This is a genomic window from Lentzea cavernae, assembly GCF_014653695.1.
Classification (GTDB): domain Bacteria; phylum Actinomycetota; class Actinomycetes; order Mycobacteriales; family Pseudonocardiaceae; genus Lentzea; species Lentzea cavernae.
Genome location: NZ_BNAR01000012.1, coordinates 154,236 through 170,911 on the forward strand (window position 1 = coordinate 154,236; position 16,676 = coordinate 170,911).

Sequence of the window (16,676 nt, forward strand, 5' to 3'; positions counted from 1 at the left end):
GCGAAAGTGCGCGTGCTGCTCGTCGAGGACGACGACAGGGTCGCCGAGGCCTTGGTCCCAGCCCTGACCAGACGGGGTTTCCACGTGGACCGGCAGGCCACGGGCCGCGGCACGCTCGACCGCCTCACCGGCGTCGACGTGGTGCTGCTCGACCTCGGCCTGCCCGACATGGACGGCGTGACGCTGTGCCGTGCCATCAGGGCCGCGTCGGACGTCGCGATCATCGTGGTGTCCGCGCGGGGGGAGATCGACGACCGGATCCTCGGCCTGCACGCCGGGGCCGACGACTACCTGGTCAAGCCCTACGACGTGGGCGAGCTCGTCGCCCGCGTGCACGCCGTCCGGCGCCGGCGCGGCGCCGATCCCGTCGGTGTGGGGGCGGTGTCCACGGAGGTGTTCGAGACCGGGGACGTGCGGGTCGACCTGGGGCGTCACGAGGTCGTGGTCGCGGGGGAGTCGGTCGCCCTGTCGCGCAAGGAGTTCCAGGTGCTCGCGCTCGTGATGGCGGCCGGTGGCGCGGTGTGCACGCGCGAGCGGATCCTGGCCGAGGTGTGGGGCCGCACGTGGTCCGGTGCGAACCGGACGCTGGACGTGCACGTGGCGACGTTGCGGACCAAGCTCGGCAGGCCCGCGCTGCTGGAGACCGTGCGCGGGGTCGGGTACCGGCTGGGGCAGGTGTGATCTCGATTGGGTGATCTTGGATCGGGCGTGTCGTGATCGGGCGGGGTGACGGCCTGTGAGGTCGCGACTGCTGGGCGTGGTGCTCGCCCTCGTGGTGCTGGTGCTGGTGGGTCTGGGCGTGCCGCTGGGCCGCGGTGTGGCGGCCGCGGAGCAGCAGGAGATGTTCCTCGACCGGCTCACCGACACCAGCCGGTTCGCCTCGCTCGCGGGACGGCCGCTGATCGAGGACAAGCCGGACCTGCTGCGCCCCGAGCTGCAGCGCTACGACGAGCTCTACGACATCGGCGTGGCCGTCGTGGCACGGGACGCGCCGACGGTGCCCCTGGTGGCGTCGCGCAACGACCTCGCGATCGGGGAGAGCCGCGTGCAGGACCTGGTCAGCAAGGCCCTGGCCGGGCGGCTGCCGGTCGCGCCGCCGTTGTTCATGCCCTGGGACGAGTCGCGGCTCGTGCTCGCCGAACCGGTCCTCGTCGACGGCGAGGTGCGCGGCGCGGTGATCACGTTCTCGCCCACGGCGAAGACCCGCTTCGAGGTGCTCGCCTGGTGGGCGCTGCTGCTCGCGGCGAGCCTGCTGGTGCTGGCGCTGGCCGTGCTGCTGGCGCTGCCGGTGGTGCGCTGGACGTTGCGCCCGGTGCAGGCGCTCGACGACGCGACGGGCAAGCTGCTCGCCGCCGTGGTGCGGGGCCGGCCGGTGCCGCCGGTGGGCGCGGAGAGCGGTCCGCCGGAACTGAGGCAGCTCAGCCGTTCCTTCGACCAGATGGCCGCGAACGTGAGCGATGTGCTTGCGTCCCAACGGGCGTTCGTCGCCGACGCCTCGCACCAGCTGCGCAACCCGTTGACCGCGCTGAAACTCCGGCTGTCCAACCTGGAGGGTCACGTCGACTCCGAGGCGGAGGTGCACCAGGTCGAGGCGCTGACCGAGACCGACCGCCTCAACCGCATCCTGGACGAGCTGCTCGCGATGGCGCGCGCCGAGTCGAGCTCCGTCGACCCGGTGCCGGTCGACGTCGACCGGTCCGTGGCGGCACGGCTGTCGGCGTGGCAGTCGGCCGCGGCGGCGAAGGAGGTGCACCTGGTGCTGGACGGGCAGAAGGTCGGCATGGTCCTGGCCCCGCCGCGCGGTGTCGAGACGATCCTGGACGCGTTGCTGGACAACGCGCTGAAGTTCACCGCGGAGGGCACGCTGATCGTGGTGGACGCCCGCAAGTCCGACGGTGTCGTCCGGCTCTCGGTCGCCGACCACGGGCCCGGCCTGCAGCCCGACGAGCTCGAGAGGGCCACCGACCGGTTCTGGCGCAGCCCCGCGCACCAGAACGTGCCCGGCTCCGGGCTGGGGCTCTCGATCGTGCGGCTGGTGGTGGAACGGGTCGACGGCGCCGTCCGGCTGGAGTCGCCGGAGGACGGTGGCCTGAAGGTCGTCGTGGAGCTCCCGGCCGTCTAGACGCCGGAGATCAGACCTTGGCTTCGCGGTAGTAGCGCATCGCGCCGTCGTGCAGAGGTACCGGTGATGTCTCGATGGCGGACCGCTGCTCTATCGTGCGCGCCGCGGAGTGCGCTTTCACGAGCTCCGGTTGCCCCTCGAACAACTGCCGCACCAGCGCCTCGGCCACGTCGTCGGACATCTTCTCGTTGACGAGCAGGAAGTTGCGCACGACGAGCGTGATGACCGGCCCGACCGGATCGGACTGCAGGTTGTAGGTCGACGCGGGCAGCGTCGCCGCCCCGTACACGGGCTTCTCCTGGCGGAACTTCGGCAGCACGTCGCTCAGGTCGAGCATCCGCACGCCGAGGCCCTTGGTGAGGTCCGTGATGGCCTTGGTCGGCAACCCACCCGACCAGAAGAACGCGTCGAGCCTGCCCTCCCGCATCGCCTGGGCGGAGTCGTTGAGGTTGAGGTTCACGGCCTGGGGCGTGACCGCCGCGGACTTCAGCAGCGCCCGCGCGATGATCTCGACGCCCGACTCCCGCCCGCCGATCGACACGCGCAGCCCGGAGAGCTGGGTGAACTTCGTGATCGGGAGGTCGGCGCGGACGATCACCTGCAGGTAGTCGTCGTGCATCCGGGCCAGTGCGCGCAGCCTGTCCGAGCCCGGCACGCCGTCGAGCGCGTCGGCCTGGGAGAAACCGACCTGGGCCTGGTCGTTGATGAGCCGGGTGACGTTGTCCTTGGACCCGGCCGTCGCGACGACCTGGGGCTTCGTGATGCCGAGTCGCCCGCTCCAGATGTCCGCGAGACCCCTGCCGAGGGCGTAGTAGACGCCCTCCTCGCTGCCGGTCGCCATGGTGATCTTGACGTTCTCGACCGTGCTGCCGCAGCCCGTCAGGACCGTTGCGGCGGCGAAGAGGCTCACGGCGGCATGCACTCGTCCCAGCACCAGCGCATCGTGCCACGGGGACGGCGGGCGCTTGCACCCGACGAAGGTCCTGCCTGGTCACGGCGCTCGTCGGCCGGTCTTTGCCCGGTCCGCGCGACTCGGGCGTTTGACCAGGGGTTATCGTGTTGGGCGTGAGTACCGCGCAGGTTCGCAAGAGCTTCCAGATCCGCACGTTCGGGTGTCAGATGAACGTGCACGACTCCGAGCGGCTCGCCGGTCTGCTCGAAGACGCGGGCTACGAGCGGGCGGCCGAGGCCGAACAGGCCGACGTCGTCGTCTTCAACACCTGCGCGGTCCGCGAGAACGCCGACAACAAGTTGTACGGCACGCTGGGCCACCTCGCCCCGCAGAAGGCGGCGAAGCCCGGCATGCAGATCGCCGTCGGCGGCTGCCTAGCGCAGAAGGACCGCAGCGAGATCGTCCGGCGCGCCCCGTGGGTGGACGTCGTGTTCGGCACGCACAACATCGGCTCGCTGCCGGTGCTGCTCGAACGCGCCCGCCACAACGAAGAGGCGCAGGTCGAGATCCTCGACTCGCTGGAGACGTTCCCGTCGGCGCTGCCCGCCGCGCGCGACTCGGCCTACTCCGGCTGGGTCTCGATCTCGGTGGGCTGCAACAACACCTGCACGTTCTGCATCGTGCCGTCGTTGCGCGGCAAGGAGAAGGACCGCCGCCCCGGCGACGTGCTCGCCGAGGTGCAGACGCTCGTGGACGAGGGCGTGCTGGAGGTGACGCTTCTGGGGCAGAACGTCAACTCCTACGGCGTCGAGTTCGGCGACAGGCTCGCGTTCGGCAAGCTGCTGCGCGCCTGCGGGGAGATCGACGGCCTGGAGCGCGTGCGCTTCACCTCGCCGCACCCCAAGGACTTCACCGACGACGTCATCGCCGCGATGGCCGAGACGCCGAACGTGTGCCACAGCCTGCACATGCCGCTGCAGTCCGGTTCGGACCGCCTGCTCAAGGCGATGCGCCGCTCGTACCGCACCGAGAAGTACCTGGGGATCATCGACAAGGTCCGCGCCGCCATGCCGGACGCCGCGATCACCACGGACATCATCGTCGGCTTCCCCGGCGAGACCGAGGAGGACTTCCAGGGCACGCTCGACGTGGTGCGCCAGGCCCGTTTCTCGTCGGCGTTCACGTTCCAGTACTCGAAGCGCCCCGGCACCCCGGCCGCCGACCTGCCGGACCAGCTGCCGAAGGCCGTCGTGCAGGAGCGCTTCGACCGGCTCGTGGCTCTGCAGAACGAGATGACGCACTCGTTGAACATCGAGCAGGTCGGCCGCACGGTCGAGGTCCTCGTCGCCACCGGTGAGGGCAAGCGCGACGCCGAGACGCAGCGCATGAGCGGCCGCGCGCGCGACGGACGCCTCGTGCACTTCACTCCGGGTGCCTCCGCTCCGCGTCCCGGTGACGTCGTCGAGACCGTCGTGACGTACGCGGCCCCGCACTACCTCGTCGCGGACGGCGAACCGCTGTCGTGGCGCCGCACCAAGGCCGGTGACCGTTCCGAGGCCGGCATCAAGCCCAAGACCGCGGGTATCGGCCTGGGTCTGCCGTCGTTCGGAGCGCCCGCGCCGCTGCCCGCCGTCTCGGGTTGTGCCGCCCAGTGAGTGATGAGGACTTCTTGCGCAAGGAAATCGACGCGGTCGAGCACCAGGCGGCCAAGCGGATCGACCCCGGCACGGGCGCGCTGACGATCTCGATCGCGGTGCTCGCGATCCTGGTGTCGCTGATCCTGCCGTGGATCGGCGACCTCACGGGCCTGCAGGTCGTGCTGGGGGAGTCGTCGCTGTTCCTGCCGACGCTGTTCTCGTACCTCGCCCTCGGCGTCGGGGTGGCAGGCTCCGGCATCACGCTCGCGGTGCGGCGCTGGGGCCTCACCTGGGTGTGCTCGCTCGGGCTGTTCGCCGGGTCGATCATCGGAGTGCTGTCGATCTGGACGCAGCAGACGACGACCAGCAACAAGACGATCGGTCCCGGCCCCGGCATCGGGTTGATCATCGCGGTCATCGCGGTGGTCGTCCTGCTGGTGAAGTGGGTGAAGATCGCGGCCTCGCGCCCGCCCCAGCTGTGACGTTCGGGGTGTAATGATTTCCGGGGTGTTCTCGATTCGCTGGGCATGACGGAGGCGGGGGAGCACACCGAGAACTCCGCGGATGGCGACAACCGCGGCAACCTCCTGCAGGCGCGCACGGTGCGCGACGTGTACTTCCCCGGCTCCGGCAAGCGGCTGTCACTTCTGGCCCGTGCCGCGATCGTCCTCGGAGTGGCCGCGGCCCTGACCGTGGCGGTCGTCGCTGCCGTGTACCTCAAGAACGACGGTCAGCCGGCCGCCACGACCACGACGGTGGCCGCCCCGCCCACGCTCTCCACGGCCGCCACGTCGCCGTCTTCGGGGACCACAGTGACACCGACGGTCGTGACGAGCACCGTAACGACCCTTGAACCGCGCACCACGGCTCCACCGTCGCGCCCGACGACCGTTCCGGCACCGCAGCCACCGGCCCCCGCACCGGGGCCCGTGAAGCCCGCGACCGACGGCCCGGGTTACCTCGTGCCGGTCGGCAACGCCCAGCGGGCCGCGGACTTCTACCAGAACAGCTGGAACGACGTCGTGATGTGGGAACGGCACCCCTCGAGCGACGGCACCAGCTTCCAGCCGTTCTGGGCGCGCGAGTTCTCCGACGCGAACCCGGCGGTTTTCCGCATCCGCAACCAGCGGGGGAACCTCTGCATGGAGCCGGTGTTCCAGGAGAACTTCGGCGAGCACGTCAAGGCCAACGCGTGCTCGTGGAGCAACGACGCCCAGCTGTGGCAGACCGTGAACACCAGCCAGGTCGGGCACGTCGCCTCCGGCCGGTGCCTGGGGACCGCGAACGGCTCGTACGACGACGGCACGTGGCTGATCGCCTCGTTGTGCACGGGCAGCGCCGACCAGAAGTGGCGCATCGCGCGCTAGGTACGCCTGGGAGCCCTTCTCGCGATCGGAAGAGGGGATCTCGGTTGCACTCTCGAACTGGCGTTACGACCTCTAACGGTCGCTAGTGCCGACTAGAGGCGGCGCATCGCGCTAGGAACGCCTGGGAGCCCTTCTTGCGACGGGAAGAGGGACTCTCGGTCGCACTCCCGAACTGGCGTTACGACCTCTAACGGTCGCTAGTGCCGACTAGAGGCGGCGCATCGCGCTAGGAACGCCTGGGAGCCCTTCTCACGGCGGGAAGAGGGGCTTTCGGTCGCACTCTCGAACAGGCGTTACGACCTCTAACAGGTTGCCGGCGCAAGGTGGCGCATCGCCCACCAGGAACGCCTGAGGGCCTCTCTTCCAGAATGGAAGAGAGGCCCTCGGCTGCACTCCAGAACAAGCGTTAGAACCTCTAGCGAGTCGCCAGAGCCTGCTCGGCGGCGGCCAGCCACTCACGCCACTGGGCCGCCTGCGCCTCGGCCTGCTCGGTGCGGCGCTTGTCGCCCGCGGCACGGGCCTTCGCGGCCTGTGCCTCGAACTGCTCCACGCGCTCGCGGAACTGGGCCACGCGGGCCTCGGCCTCGGGGTCGGACCGGCGCCACTGGGCGTCGACCGCGCCGCGGACCCGCTCCTCGATGGCGCGCAGCTTGCCCTCGAGCTCGCGGATGCGCTCGCGCGGCACCTTGCCGATCGCGTCCCAGCGCTCCTGGATCTTGTAGAGCTGGTTGCGAGCCGACTCGAGGTCGCCCGACGGGTCGATGCCCTCGGCCTCGGCGAGCAGCTCCTCCTTCAGCTTCGCGTTGGCCGTGAACTCGGCGTCACGCTCGCTGAAGGCCTCGGAACGCTTCTGGAAGAACGCGTCCTGCGCGGCGCGGAACCGCTGCCACAACGCGTCGTCGGCCTCCTTGGGCGCACGCCCGGCGGCCTTCCACTCGACCATCAGCTCCTTGTACCGGCCGGCCGTGGGGCCCCAGTCGTCGGAGTCGACGAGCTTCTCGGCCTCCTCGACGAGCGCCTGCTTGGAGCCCTTCGCGACCGAACGCTGGCGGTCGAGGTCCGCGAAGTGCGAGCCGCGACGGCGGTTGAACGCGTCACGGGCCTTCGAGAACCGGCGCCACAGCTGCTCGTCGGTCTTGCGGTCGACGCCGCGGATGGTCTTCCACTCGTCGAGGATCTGCCGCAGCCGGTCGCCCGCGACCTTCCACTGCGTCGACTCGTTCGCGATCGACTCGGCCTCGTCGACGAGCGCCTGCTTGCGCGCCACGGACTGGGCTCGGGCGGCCTCCTTGGCCTCCTTCGCCTTCTCCATGCCGGCCTCGGCCTGCACCAGCACGTGCTCGACGCGGGCGGCCAGCGCCTTGAGGTCGCCGACGACGGCGGCCTCGGCGAGCTGCTCCTTGACGTGCTTCGCGCTGGTCAGGGCGTGCTTGGGGTCGCCGGCACCGGTCTTGAGCCGCGAGACCAGCAGCTCGACCTCGGTGCGCAGGTCGTCGAAGCGCCGCGCGAAGTGCGCGAGACCCTCGACCGGCTCGCCGGCCTGCCACGACCCGACAGCACGTTCGCCGTCCTCGGTCTTCACGTACACGGTGCCGTCGGCGTCCACGCGCCCCCAGCGGTCAGGGTGGTCCGACGCCACGGGGACGGCCGGAGGCGTCGCCTGCGGCGGGGTCTCCTTCGGCGTTTCCTCGACCCCACCCTCGGCTGCGACCGCCACTGGAGCGGTCTCGGCCACGGCCTCCGGTGTGCTGTCCTGCTCCGACATCGCCGGTTCCTCCCATCTGACGCCCGTGCCTGCCACGGGCGCCCCGCCGTTGGCGGGGCCGATGCAATACGGGCGCTGGAGGGTCTCCCGTCCCCAGTTCCCCGCGCGCATTCAAACAGGTCAGAGCTCGACTCGGTACTGGGAGTCCACGATAGGTAGCCTGGTTCGTTGTGATCACCCGCGCTGTGGTGGTGCCGCACCCACCTCTCCTGGTGCCAGAACTGGTCGTGGGGGCCGCCGCCGAAACCGAGTCCGTGCGCGCCGCAACCCTTGCCGCAGCAGGAAAACTGCCCGGCCCGTGGGTCGCGGTGGCGGTCGGCGGCAGCGGCCCCTCCACCTTCGTGCCGCCGTTGTCGGGAACTTTTCTCGGTTATGGGGTCGATGTGCGGGTGTCACTCGGCGGAGACCTGCCGCCGGACGCCACGATTCCGTTGCCAGTGCTAATCACCGCGTGGCTGCGCGAACGCTGCGCAGTCGAGGTGTCACGCGTTGAACTCGTCCCGCCTGACCTGCCCGCTTCCGACTGTGTCTCGTTTGGACGGCGACTCGCCGCCGAGCCGGATCCCGTCGGGCTCCTCGTCCTGGGCGACGGCTCGACTCGGCACGGCCTCCGCTCTCCCGGTTCCAACGACGAGCGTTCGGGACCTTTTGATTCTTTGGTCCACACTTCGCTGAGCGCCGCCGACGTGGACGGCCTGCTCGGCCTCGACATCGACCTCGCCCGCGAACTGGGTGCGCAGGGCCGTGCCGCGTGGCAGGTCCTCGCCGGTGTGCCCGGTCCGTGGCGCTGCTCGAGCGCCGAGTTCTTCGCACCGTTCGGCGTGGGCTACCACGTCGCCGTCTGGGAGCGCCCGTGATCACGCCCATCGCAGTCGTCGGACCCACCGCGACCGGCAAGTCCGACCTGGCCGTCGCGCTCGCGGAGCGGTTCGGGGGAGAGGTCGTCAACGCCGACGCCATGCAGCTCTACCGCGGCATGGACATCGGCACGGCGAAGATGCCCGTGGGGGAGCGCCGCGGCGTGCCCCATCACCTGTTCGACGTCCTGTCCGTCACCGAGACCGCGTCCGTGGCCGCCTACCAGCGCGAGACGCGGGCCGTGATCGAGGACCTGCTCGCCGCCGGCCGTCCGCCGGTCCTCGTCGGAGGTTCGGGGCTCTACGTGCAGGCCGTGCTCGACGACCTGAAGTTCCCCGGCACGGACGACGCGGTCCGCGAGCGCTTCGAGGCGGAACTGGCCTCCGCGGGTTCGGAGGCGTTGCACCGGCGGCTGCGGGAACTCGACCCGGCCGCCGCGATCGCGATCCTGCCGTCCAACGGCCGCCGCATCGTGCGCGCGCTGGAGGTCATCGAGCTGACGGGGCAGCCGTTCTCCGCGAACCTGCCCAAGCCCGGCCCCGCGCGGTACGGCACCGTCCAGATCGGCGTCGACCGCGAGGTGTCCGAACTGGACTCACGCGTCGACCAGCGCGTGGACGTGATGTTCGAATCGGGCCTCGAAGCGGAGGTGCGCGCGCTGGTCCGGATCGGCCTGCGCGAAGGCAAGACGGCCTCGCGCGCGCTGGGCTATCAGCAGGTGCTGTCCGCAATGGACGGAGCCTGCACGATCGACTTCGCCGCGGAGGAGACGAAACGCGCCACCCGCCGGTTCGTGCGCAGGCAGCGGTCGTGGTTCCGGCGCGACCAGCGCATCACCTGGCTCGACGGTGCCAGGCCGGATCTTTTGGACGCCGCCGGTAGCCTTGTGCCGTGGAGTTCGTGAAGGGGCACGGCACGGAGAACGACTTCGTCGTCCTGCCCGACCTCGATGACCAGCTGGACCTGACCGTCGCCCGCGTGCAGGCGCTGTGCGACCGGCAGCGCGGCCTGGGCGCGGACGGCGTGCTGCGCGTCGTGCGCTCCGGTGGCGATTCCGGCGGCAAGTGGTTCATGGACTACCGCAACGCCGACGGCTCCATCGCCGAGATGTGCGGCAACGGCCTACGGGTCTTCGCCCGCTACTTGGTCGACGCGGGCCACCAGCCGCAGGGCGAGTTCGTCGTGGGCACGCGGGCGGGAGACCGCACGGTCACCACGCACCCCGACGGCTCCGTTACGAACGACATGGGCCCCGCGCGGGTCACCGGCACCTCCATCGCCGCGGTCGACGGCTCCGGCATCGGCGGCTTCGCGGTCGACGTCGGCAACCCGCACCTGGCGTGCGTCACCGACCTCCCGGTCAGCAGCTTCGACCTCACCGTGCCTCCCGGCTTCGACCCGGTGATGTTCCCGCACGGCGTGAACGTCGAGCTCATCAACGTGATCGAGGACGGCGCGCTGCGCATGCGCGTCTACGAGCGCGGTGTGGGCGAGACCCGCTCCTGCGGCACCGGCACCGTCGCGTCCGTCGCGTCCTGGCTCGCGGGCCAGGGCAGGACCACGGGCGCGGCCACCGTCGATGTCCTCGGCGGCCAGGTGCACGTGACGATCGACCCGACGACGTCGACGCTCACCGGACCTGCCGTGCTCGTCGCGCGCGGCGAGCTCGACAAGTCCTGGTGGGACGCCCTCGCCTGACTACAGGGCCCATCTGTTCAGAGGTCACTGTTTCAGGGTCTAACTGATATATCGCATATCAGAGCGGGAAGACCTCGATCTTCCCGAGCCTCTCCGGCCTGACCACCTTCGGGTTCGAGTCCGGCGCCGTCAGGCACACGAGGTGGTCGTCGACGACCGCGACGGCGAACACCGTCTGCGTGGTCTCGACCCGGCGCGTGATCTTGCCGCCCTCCGCCACCCGGAACGCCGCGGGCTGCAACGCCGGCGCCACCCACACACCGTCCCCGTCGCCCGCGATCCCGTCCGGCGCGATCCCGAACTCCTTCACATCGGCCCACACCCTGCGGTTTTGCAACGATCCGTTGCGGTCGACCGAAAACGAAGTGAGGTGGAACGCAACGGTCTCGGCGACGACGAGGATGGTGCCGCTCTCGGACTCGCCCGTCGGGTCGGGCAGCAGCGCCATCCCGTTCGGGAACTTGAGGTCCTCGGCGACGACGCTGACGGACCCGTCGGGCTGGACGAGCGCGAGCGCGGCGCCCTGCGGGTCGAAGTCCGGTTCGAGCAACCGCGGGATGCCGACCTCGTCGATCAGGCCGTGCAGGTCGAAGCCGAAGTTCCCGACGTAGGCGCGGCCCTCGCCGTCGACGAGCATGTCGTTGGCGTGGAACGTCGCGATATCCGATATATCGGCGTGCACGACGAGGTCGTCGCCCTCGAGCCGGCGCACGGTGCGGTCGAGCATCGACACGACGAGCAAGCGCCCGTCGGGCAGCCAGCCGAGGCCGGAGGGCTGGCCGTCGAAGGCGACGACGACCTCGTCGTCCCCCGTCGCCAGGTCGAGGGCGTGCACTTCGCCCGCGTAGAAGTCCGAGTAGTAGAGACGGCCGTCGGGACCGCGTCGCGGTCCTTCGCCGAAGTGGAGACCGTCCCGCAGCACCGTGGTGTCAGCCATGGGCCTCGACGCTAGACGCGGTCGGCAGGTCCCGCATAGACCGCAGCGGCGAGAGCAGCAGCCACACCATCCCGGCCACCGAACCGACGAGCGAGACCCACATCGTCGGCACGATGCCGATCCACGAGCCGAGGCCGCCGCCCAGCAACGCGCCGAGCGGCGTCGCGCCCCACACCACCCAGCGGATCGAGGCGTTCATCCGGCCCAGCAGGTGATCGGGGCAGATCGCCTGCCGGTAGCTCACCTGGCCGACGTTGTAGACGACGATGCCGAACACGCTCACCGCCAGGCCGGCCATCGGCAGCACCAGTCCCCAGCCGTCCGAGATGAACGGCAGTGCGAGGGTGAACGGCCAGGTCAGGAGCGGGATGAGCCAGATCATCCTGGCCTGTCCGACGAGCAGTCCGATCCGGTGCGCGAACGCCGCGCCGAGCACACCGCCGACGCCGCCCGCGCTGAGCACCAGGCCCGCGGTGCCCTCGCTCAGGTTCACGGTCTGCAGCAGGAACAGGATCATCACGGCGTTCTGGATGCCGTGGAAGAAGTTCGACGTGCCGGTGCAGGCCACGATCATGCGCAGGGTGACGTTGCCGAAGACGAACCGCAGCCCCTCCATGATCTCGCGGCGCAGGTGCGGGTCGGGGTGGCGTTCGGGTGCCGGCTCGACCGTCTTGATCCGCACCAGGAAGAACGCCGAGCTCAGGTAGCCCACCCCGGTCGCGAGGACGCCGTTGGCCGCGCCGAGGAACTGCGACGCGTACCCGCCGATCGCGGGCCCGGACACCTCGGCGACCGAGAGGCTGGCCTGCAGCTTCGAGTTGCCCTCGACGAGCTGGCCGCGACCGACCAGCGAGGGCAGGTAGGACTGGTAGGCGACGTCGAAGAACACGGTGCACACGCCCACCGCGAGGCTCACGACGATCAGCTGGGGCAGGTCGAGCAGGTCCAGCCACCACGCGACGGGCACGCTCAGCATCAGCGCGGCGCGGGCGACGTCCATCGCGATCATCAACGGCTTGCGGCGCATCCGGTCGACCCACACGCCCGCGGGCAGTCCGATGAGCAGGAACGCGATCGTGCTCGCGGCGGCGAGCAGCCCCATCTCGAACGGTGTCGCGTTCAGCGCTCCCGCCGCGAGCAGCGGGATCACCGTCATGCCGACGTTCGCGCCGAACTGGCTGATCGTGTCGCCGACCCAGAGCCTGCGGAAGTCGGGGTGCCCCCAAAGCGCCATGCCGAGAAGTCTGCGCTGAGTGATTGGAAACTGTCAATCACTTAGACTGCGAGCGTGCCACTCCCACGGAAGCGTCGTCCCGCGACGAGCGAGGAAGCCGCGGCTCTGAGCTCTGACCTGCGGTTGCGGATGATCCGCATGACGTTCGAGCGCCCGCTCACCAACAAGGAGCTGGCGCAGCGCCTGGGCAGGGACCCGGCCACGACGCTGCACCACGTGCGCAAGCTCGTCGCCGCCGGATTCCTGGAGGCGATGCCGCCCCGCGCGGGCAACAGGGGCGCGAAGGAGATCCCCTATCGGTCGACAGGGCTGTCGTGGCAGCTCGACAACAGCGAAAATGCGGTCGCCGTCGGCGAGGCGATGTTGCACGCTTTCCTCGGCGAGGTCGCCGACATCGGGCTCGGTGACGTGGATCAGAGCCGTCTGGTCGTGACCGTCGACCCGGAGGAACTAAAGCAGCGGCTCGCGTCGTTGATGGATGAGCTGGCCGCGAAACCTGTGAAGCCGGATGTTCCCCGTGTGGCGATCTACCTCGCGGTGTATCCGGGGGACTAACTGTCCGTGGGACGATGAAGGGCAAATGACGGAAAACATCCAGAGCACAGAGTTCGACCCGGAGTTCGACTCGACGTGGGAAGAGGAGAACCTCTCCACCGGCGACTTCGAACGCGCCGAACGCGCCGCGCTGCGCCGAGTCGCGGGGTTGTCCACCGAGCTCGAGGACATCACCGAGGTCGAGTACCGGCAGCTCCGCCTGGAGCGGGTCGTGCTCGTCGGGGTGTGGACCGAGGGCACGGCCGCCGACTCCGACGCCTCGATGGCCGAGCTCGCGCGCCTCGCCGAGACCGCGGGTTCCGAGGTCCTCGAGGGCGTCGTGCAGCGGCGTGACAAGCCCGACGCGGCCACGTACATCGGCTCCGGCAAGGTCTCCGAGCTGCGCGACGTCGTGCAGTCGACCGGCGCGGACACGGTGATCTGCGACGGCGAGCTCTCACCCGGCCAGCTGCGTCAGCTGGAGGAGAAGCTCAAGGTCAAGGTCATCGACCGCACCGCCCTGATCCTGGACATCTTCGCGCAGCACGCGCGGTCCAAGGAGGGCAAGGCGCAGGTCGAGCTGGCCCAGCTGCAGTACCTGATGCCGCGCCTGCGCGGCTGGGGTGAGACGTTGTCGCGCCAGGCCGGTGGTCGTGCCGGTGGCGGCAACGGCGGTGTGGGTCTGCGCGGTCCCGGTGAGACGAAGATCGAGACCGACCGCCGCCGGATCCGCGCGCGCATCTCGAAGCTGCGCCGTGAGATCGCCGCGATCAGCGTGATCCGCGAGACCAAGCGCGGCCGCCGCACGGCGAACGAGATCCCGAGCATCGCGATCGCCGGCTACACGAACGCGGGCAAGTCGTCGCTGCTCAACGCGCTGACGGGCGCCGGTGTCCTGGTGGAGGACGCGCTGTTCGCCACCCTCGACCCGACGACACGCCGCGCGCTGACGCCGGAAGGCCTGCCGTACACGCTGACGGACACGGTCGGCTTCGTCCGGCACCTGCCGCACCAGCTGGTCGAGGCGTTCCGCTCCACGCTGGAGGAGGTCGGCCAGTCCGACCTGCTCGTGCACGTGGTCGACGGCTCCGACGGCATGCCGGAGAAGCAGGTCAAGGCCGTGCGCGAGGTGCTCGCCGAGATCAACGACAAGAACGACACGCCGATGCCGCGTGAACTGCTCGTCGTGAACAAGATCGACGCGGTGGGCGACCTGGGCATGGCGCGGCTGCGGCACCTGTTTCCGGACGCGTCGTTCGTGTCGGCGCACTCGGGCCTCGGCATCGAGGAGCTGCGGGTCCGCATCGCCGAGCTGATGCCCCGTCCCGAGGTCGTGGTCGAGGCCCTCGTGCCGTACGCGCGCGGCGAGGTCGTCGCCCGCGTGCACCGCGACGGCGAGGTGCTGTCCGAGAAGCACGTGGAGTCGGGCACGCTGCTCAGCGCCCGCGTGCGCCCGGACCTCGCCAACGTGCTCGAGGAGTTCGCGACGAACGGGACGCCTGCTTGATCCTCCCGCCTCCACCGGTGGACGTGTGCCCGGTAGCCATGCAGGAGCTCTCCGGGCTCACGTCCGACGGCAAGCAGTTCTTCGCCGTCAGCGACAGCGACAACGGCACGCTGCGCATCCAGGTCATGGGCCGTGACTGCGTGGTGACGCGCACGATCACCGCGCCCGTCGACCCGTACGACGTCGAAGACCTGGCGATGACGCCGGACGGCACCCTCTGGGCGTCCGACACCGGCGACAACGGCAAGTCCCGCTCCACGGTCGCCTTGCACAAGGTCTCGCCTTCCGGCGCCGTGGAGCGGTTCCGCGTCACCTACCCGGACGGCAAGCACGACGCCGAGGCGCTGCTGATCGACAAGTCCGGCACCCCGTACATCATCACCAAGGAACCCCTCGGCTCCGCACTGGTATATCGCCCGACGGCCCCGCTCCGAACTGATATATCGGTGCCGTTGGAGCAGGTCACGCGCGTGTCGCTGTCGTCGACGGACACCCCGGGCGGCCCCCTGGAGGGCACCCTCGACTCGCGCCTGGTGACGGGAGCCGCCTCCACGGCCGACGGCTCCGTCATCGCCCTGCGCACCTACACCGACGCGTACCTCTACCCGGTCCCCGACGGCGACATCGTCAAGGCCCTGTCCGGAGACCCGGTCCGCGTGCCGTTGCCGAACGAACCCCAGGGCGAGGCCATCGCGTTCGACCCGGACGGCACCCTGCTCTCCGCCTCCGAAGGCACCGGCACCCCGATCCGCGCCGTGGCGGGCGCCGCGGCCCTGGCCCAGCCACCCGCGCCGACGACCACGACACCCCCGCCGGCCGCCGACCAGCAGCAAGCCGCGCCACCGGAACCGTCCGGCGGCTCCTGGCAGAACTGGCCCCTGGCGCTGACCCTGGGCGGCCTCGTGCTCGTCGCCGCCCTGGTCATCGGTCTCCGCTTCCGCCGCAGGGCCTGATCAGTCCCAGGCGACGGGCATCCGCTCCAGCCCGCCGATCACCAGACTCGCCCGGTGCGGCAGCTCGTCCTCGGCCACGGCCAGCCTCAGCTCCGGGAACCGCGTGAAGAGCGCCGGAAAGGCGATCTTCAACTCGATCCGCGCGAGGTGCTGCCCGATGCACTGGTGGATGCCGTGCCCGAACGCGAGGTGCCCGGCCGTTCCCCGCGCCAGGTCGAGGACGTCCGGATCGGCGTAGCGAGCCGGATCGCGGTTCGCCGACCCCAGCTCGACGAACACGGTGTCACCGGCACGCACGACGACGCCGTCGATCTCGACGTCCTCCAACGCCGTCCGCGCCGTCGCGGGCGTCAAACTGATATATCGGAGCAGCTCCTCGACGGCCGCGCCGGGATCGGCGAGCATCGCCTCCACCCGCGCCGGCTCCCGCAGCAGCTCCAGCGCGCCGAGCGACAACATGTTCGTCGTCGTGTCGAGCCCGCCGCCGAGCAACGCCATGCCCATCGCGGCCATCTCGTCGTCGGTCAGGTCGCTGCCGCTGTTGACCAGATCGCTGAGCACGTCGTCCGTCGGCTGTGCGCGTTTCGCGGCGACCATCTCCAGCATGAACCGCTGAAGCCGCTCGAACGCCGCGAACATGGCCGCGCCTCCGTCGACCTCCGCGCCGCTGGCCGCGGTCAAGAGCATCGCGTCCTGCTGGAACTCCGTTCGCCGCTCGTAGGGAACTCCCAGCAGTTCGCAGATCATCAGCCCGGGTACCGGCACCGCGAAGTGCTCGACCAGGTCCGCGGGCGACCCCTGCGCCGCCAGCACGTCGAGGTGCCCGGCCGTGATCACCTCGAGCCGCTCGGCCAGCAACCGCATCCGCCGCACCGTGAACTGCCCGGTCAGCCTGCTCCGGTACCGCGTGTGGTCCGGCGGGTCGTGGTCGGTGAACGCACCGGGCGGCGACGGCGGCGCGTCACCGGGGCTCCCCGGCCCGAACGGGTTGTGCATCAGGTCCGGCCTGATGCTGAACCGCCCGTCCGCCAGCACCGCGCGCACAGTCGCGTGGTCGTGCGCCCGCCAGCCGACGTGCCCGTCCGGATACGTCATCGGACTCAGTGGCATCGCTCCCCCTTGCAACGAGTTCTTTCCCCTCTCTGCAAGCTAAAAACGTTTGCGGACGAAGT

General features: G+C 70.3%; 16 protein-coding genes. 11 read left to right on the top strand and 5 right to left on the bottom strand.

Annotated features, from left to right (window positions below):
- Nucleotides 1–6: 6 nt before the first annotated feature.
- Together IE307_RS32655 and IE307_RS32660 are read left to right on the top strand one after the other, a co-directional pair.
- Nucleotides 7–681 (top strand): response regulator transcription factor, encoded by a 675-nt coding sequence (locus IE307_RS32655; protein ID WP_191303252.1) that lies wholly within the window; start codon nucleotides 7–9, stop codon nucleotides 679–681.
- A gap of 55 nt (nucleotides 682–736) precedes the next feature.
- Nucleotides 737–2,122 (top strand): sensor histidine kinase, encoded by a 1,386-nt coding sequence (locus tag IE307_RS32660; RefSeq protein WP_191303253.1) that lies wholly within the window; start codon nucleotides 737–739, stop codon nucleotides 2,120–2,122.
- Between the two features lie 10 nt (nucleotides 2,123–2,132).
- Here IE307_RS32660 and IE307_RS32665 read toward each other — a convergent pair whose 3' ends face one another.
- A complete protein-coding gene (locus tag IE307_RS32665) occupies nucleotides 2,133–3,056 on the bottom strand; it encodes a TAXI family TRAP transporter solute-binding subunit (protein ID WP_229905286.1) in 924 nt (307 codons plus the stop codon).
- A 131-nt stretch (nucleotides 3,057–3,187) separates the two neighbouring features.
- Between IE307_RS32665 and miaB the strand changes: the two genes are divergently transcribed.
- From miaB to IE307_RS32680, 3 genes are read left to right on the top strand one after another with little or no spacing between them, the layout of a single operon-like run.
- Nucleotides 3,188–4,669: a tRNA (N6-isopentenyl adenosine(37)-C2)-methylthiotransferase MiaB gene (gene miaB, locus IE307_RS32670; RefSeq protein WP_191303254.1), complete on the top strand. Its 1,482-nt coding sequence runs from the start codon at nucleotides 3,188–3,190 to the stop codon at nucleotides 4,667–4,669.
- Between the two features lie 14 nt (nucleotides 4,670–4,683).
- Nucleotides 4,684–5,133 (top strand): Rv2732c family membrane protein, encoded by a 450-nt coding sequence (locus IE307_RS32675; protein WP_229905287.1) that lies wholly within the window; start codon nucleotides 4,684–4,686, stop codon nucleotides 5,131–5,133.
- Nucleotides 5,134–5,178: 45 nt separating this feature from the next.
- Nucleotides 5,179–6,018 carry an RICIN domain-containing protein gene (locus IE307_RS32680; RefSeq protein WP_191303256.1) on the top strand — a complete coding sequence of 280 codons (840 nt, stop codon included), beginning with the start codon at nucleotides 5,179–5,181 and terminating at the stop codon, nucleotides 6,016–6,018.
- A gap of 415 nt (nucleotides 6,019–6,433) precedes the next feature.
- On the opposite strand, the gene IE307_RS32685 is transcribed toward IE307_RS32680, so the two are convergent.
- A complete protein-coding gene (locus IE307_RS32685; protein ID WP_191303257.1) occupies nucleotides 6,434–7,783 on the bottom strand; it encodes a DUF349 domain-containing protein in 1,350 nt (449 codons plus the stop codon).
- Nucleotides 7,784–7,953: 170 nt separating this feature from the next.
- On the opposite strand from IE307_RS32685, the gene IE307_RS32690 reads away from it, so the two are divergent.
- Genes IE307_RS32690 through dapF form a run of 3 tightly spaced genes read left to right on the top strand, consistent with a single transcriptional unit; the run spans nucleotide 7,954 to nucleotide 10,339 of the window.
- A complete protein-coding gene (locus tag IE307_RS32690; protein ID WP_191303258.1) occupies nucleotides 7,954–8,640 on the top strand; it encodes a class III extradiol dioxygenase subunit B-like domain-containing protein in 687 nt (228 codons plus the stop codon).
- Nucleotides 8,637–9,545 (top strand): tRNA (adenosine(37)-N6)-dimethylallyltransferase MiaA, encoded by a 909-nt coding sequence (gene miaA, locus IE307_RS32695; protein ID WP_191303259.1) that lies wholly within the window; start codon nucleotides 8,637–8,639, stop codon nucleotides 9,543–9,545. The genes IE307_RS32690 and miaA overlap by 4 nt, the downstream gene beginning before the upstream one ends.
- On the top strand, nucleotides 9,533–10,339 hold the full coding sequence (gene dapF, locus IE307_RS32700; RefSeq protein WP_191303260.1) for a diaminopimelate epimerase: 807 nt from the start codon (nucleotides 9,533–9,535) through the stop codon (nucleotides 10,337–10,339). Before miaA ends, dapF begins: the two co-directional genes overlap by 13 nt.
- A 58-nt stretch (nucleotides 10,340–10,397) precedes the next feature.
- Here the strand turns inward: dapF and IE307_RS32705 are convergent, their stop codons facing one another.
- Nucleotides 10,398–11,276 carry an SMP-30/gluconolactonase/LRE family protein gene (locus IE307_RS32705; protein ID WP_191303261.1) on the bottom strand — a complete coding sequence of 293 codons (879 nt, stop codon included), beginning with the start codon at nucleotides 11,274–11,276 and terminating at the stop codon, nucleotides 10,398–10,400.
- Nucleotides 11,269–12,510 (bottom strand): MFS transporter, encoded by a 1,242-nt coding sequence (locus IE307_RS32710; protein ID WP_191303262.1) that lies wholly within the window; start codon nucleotides 12,508–12,510, stop codon nucleotides 11,269–11,271. Before IE307_RS32710 ends, IE307_RS32705 begins: the two co-directional genes overlap by 8 nt.
- Nucleotides 12,511–12,564: 54 nt before the next feature.
- On the opposite strand from IE307_RS32710, the gene IE307_RS32715 reads away from it, so the two are divergent.
- Genes IE307_RS32715 through IE307_RS32725 form a run of 3 tightly spaced genes read left to right on the top strand, consistent with a single transcriptional unit; the run spans nucleotide 12,565 to nucleotide 15,504 of the window.
- Nucleotides 12,565–13,065: an ArsR/SmtB family transcription factor gene (locus tag IE307_RS32715; protein ID WP_229905288.1), complete on the top strand. Its 501-nt coding sequence runs from the start codon at nucleotides 12,565–12,567 to the stop codon at nucleotides 13,063–13,065.
- A 25-nt stretch (nucleotides 13,066–13,090) separates the two neighbouring features.
- Nucleotides 13,091–14,551, top strand: coding sequence for a GTPase HflX (gene hflX / locus IE307_RS32720; protein WP_191303263.1), 1,461 nt, complete (start codon nucleotides 13,091–13,093; stop codon nucleotides 14,549–14,551).
- Nucleotides 14,548–15,504 (top strand): SdiA-regulated/phytase-like domain-containing protein, encoded by a 957-nt coding sequence (locus tag IE307_RS32725; RefSeq protein WP_191303264.1) that lies wholly within the window; start codon nucleotides 14,548–14,550, stop codon nucleotides 15,502–15,504. The genes hflX and IE307_RS32725 overlap by 4 nt, the downstream gene beginning before the upstream one ends.
- Here the strand turns inward: IE307_RS32725 and IE307_RS32730 are convergent, their stop codons facing one another.
- A complete protein-coding gene (locus IE307_RS32730; RefSeq protein WP_229905289.1) occupies nucleotides 15,505–16,614 on the bottom strand; it encodes a cytochrome P450 in 1,110 nt (369 codons plus the stop codon).
- Between the last annotated feature and the right edge of the window lie 62 nt (nucleotides 16,615–16,676).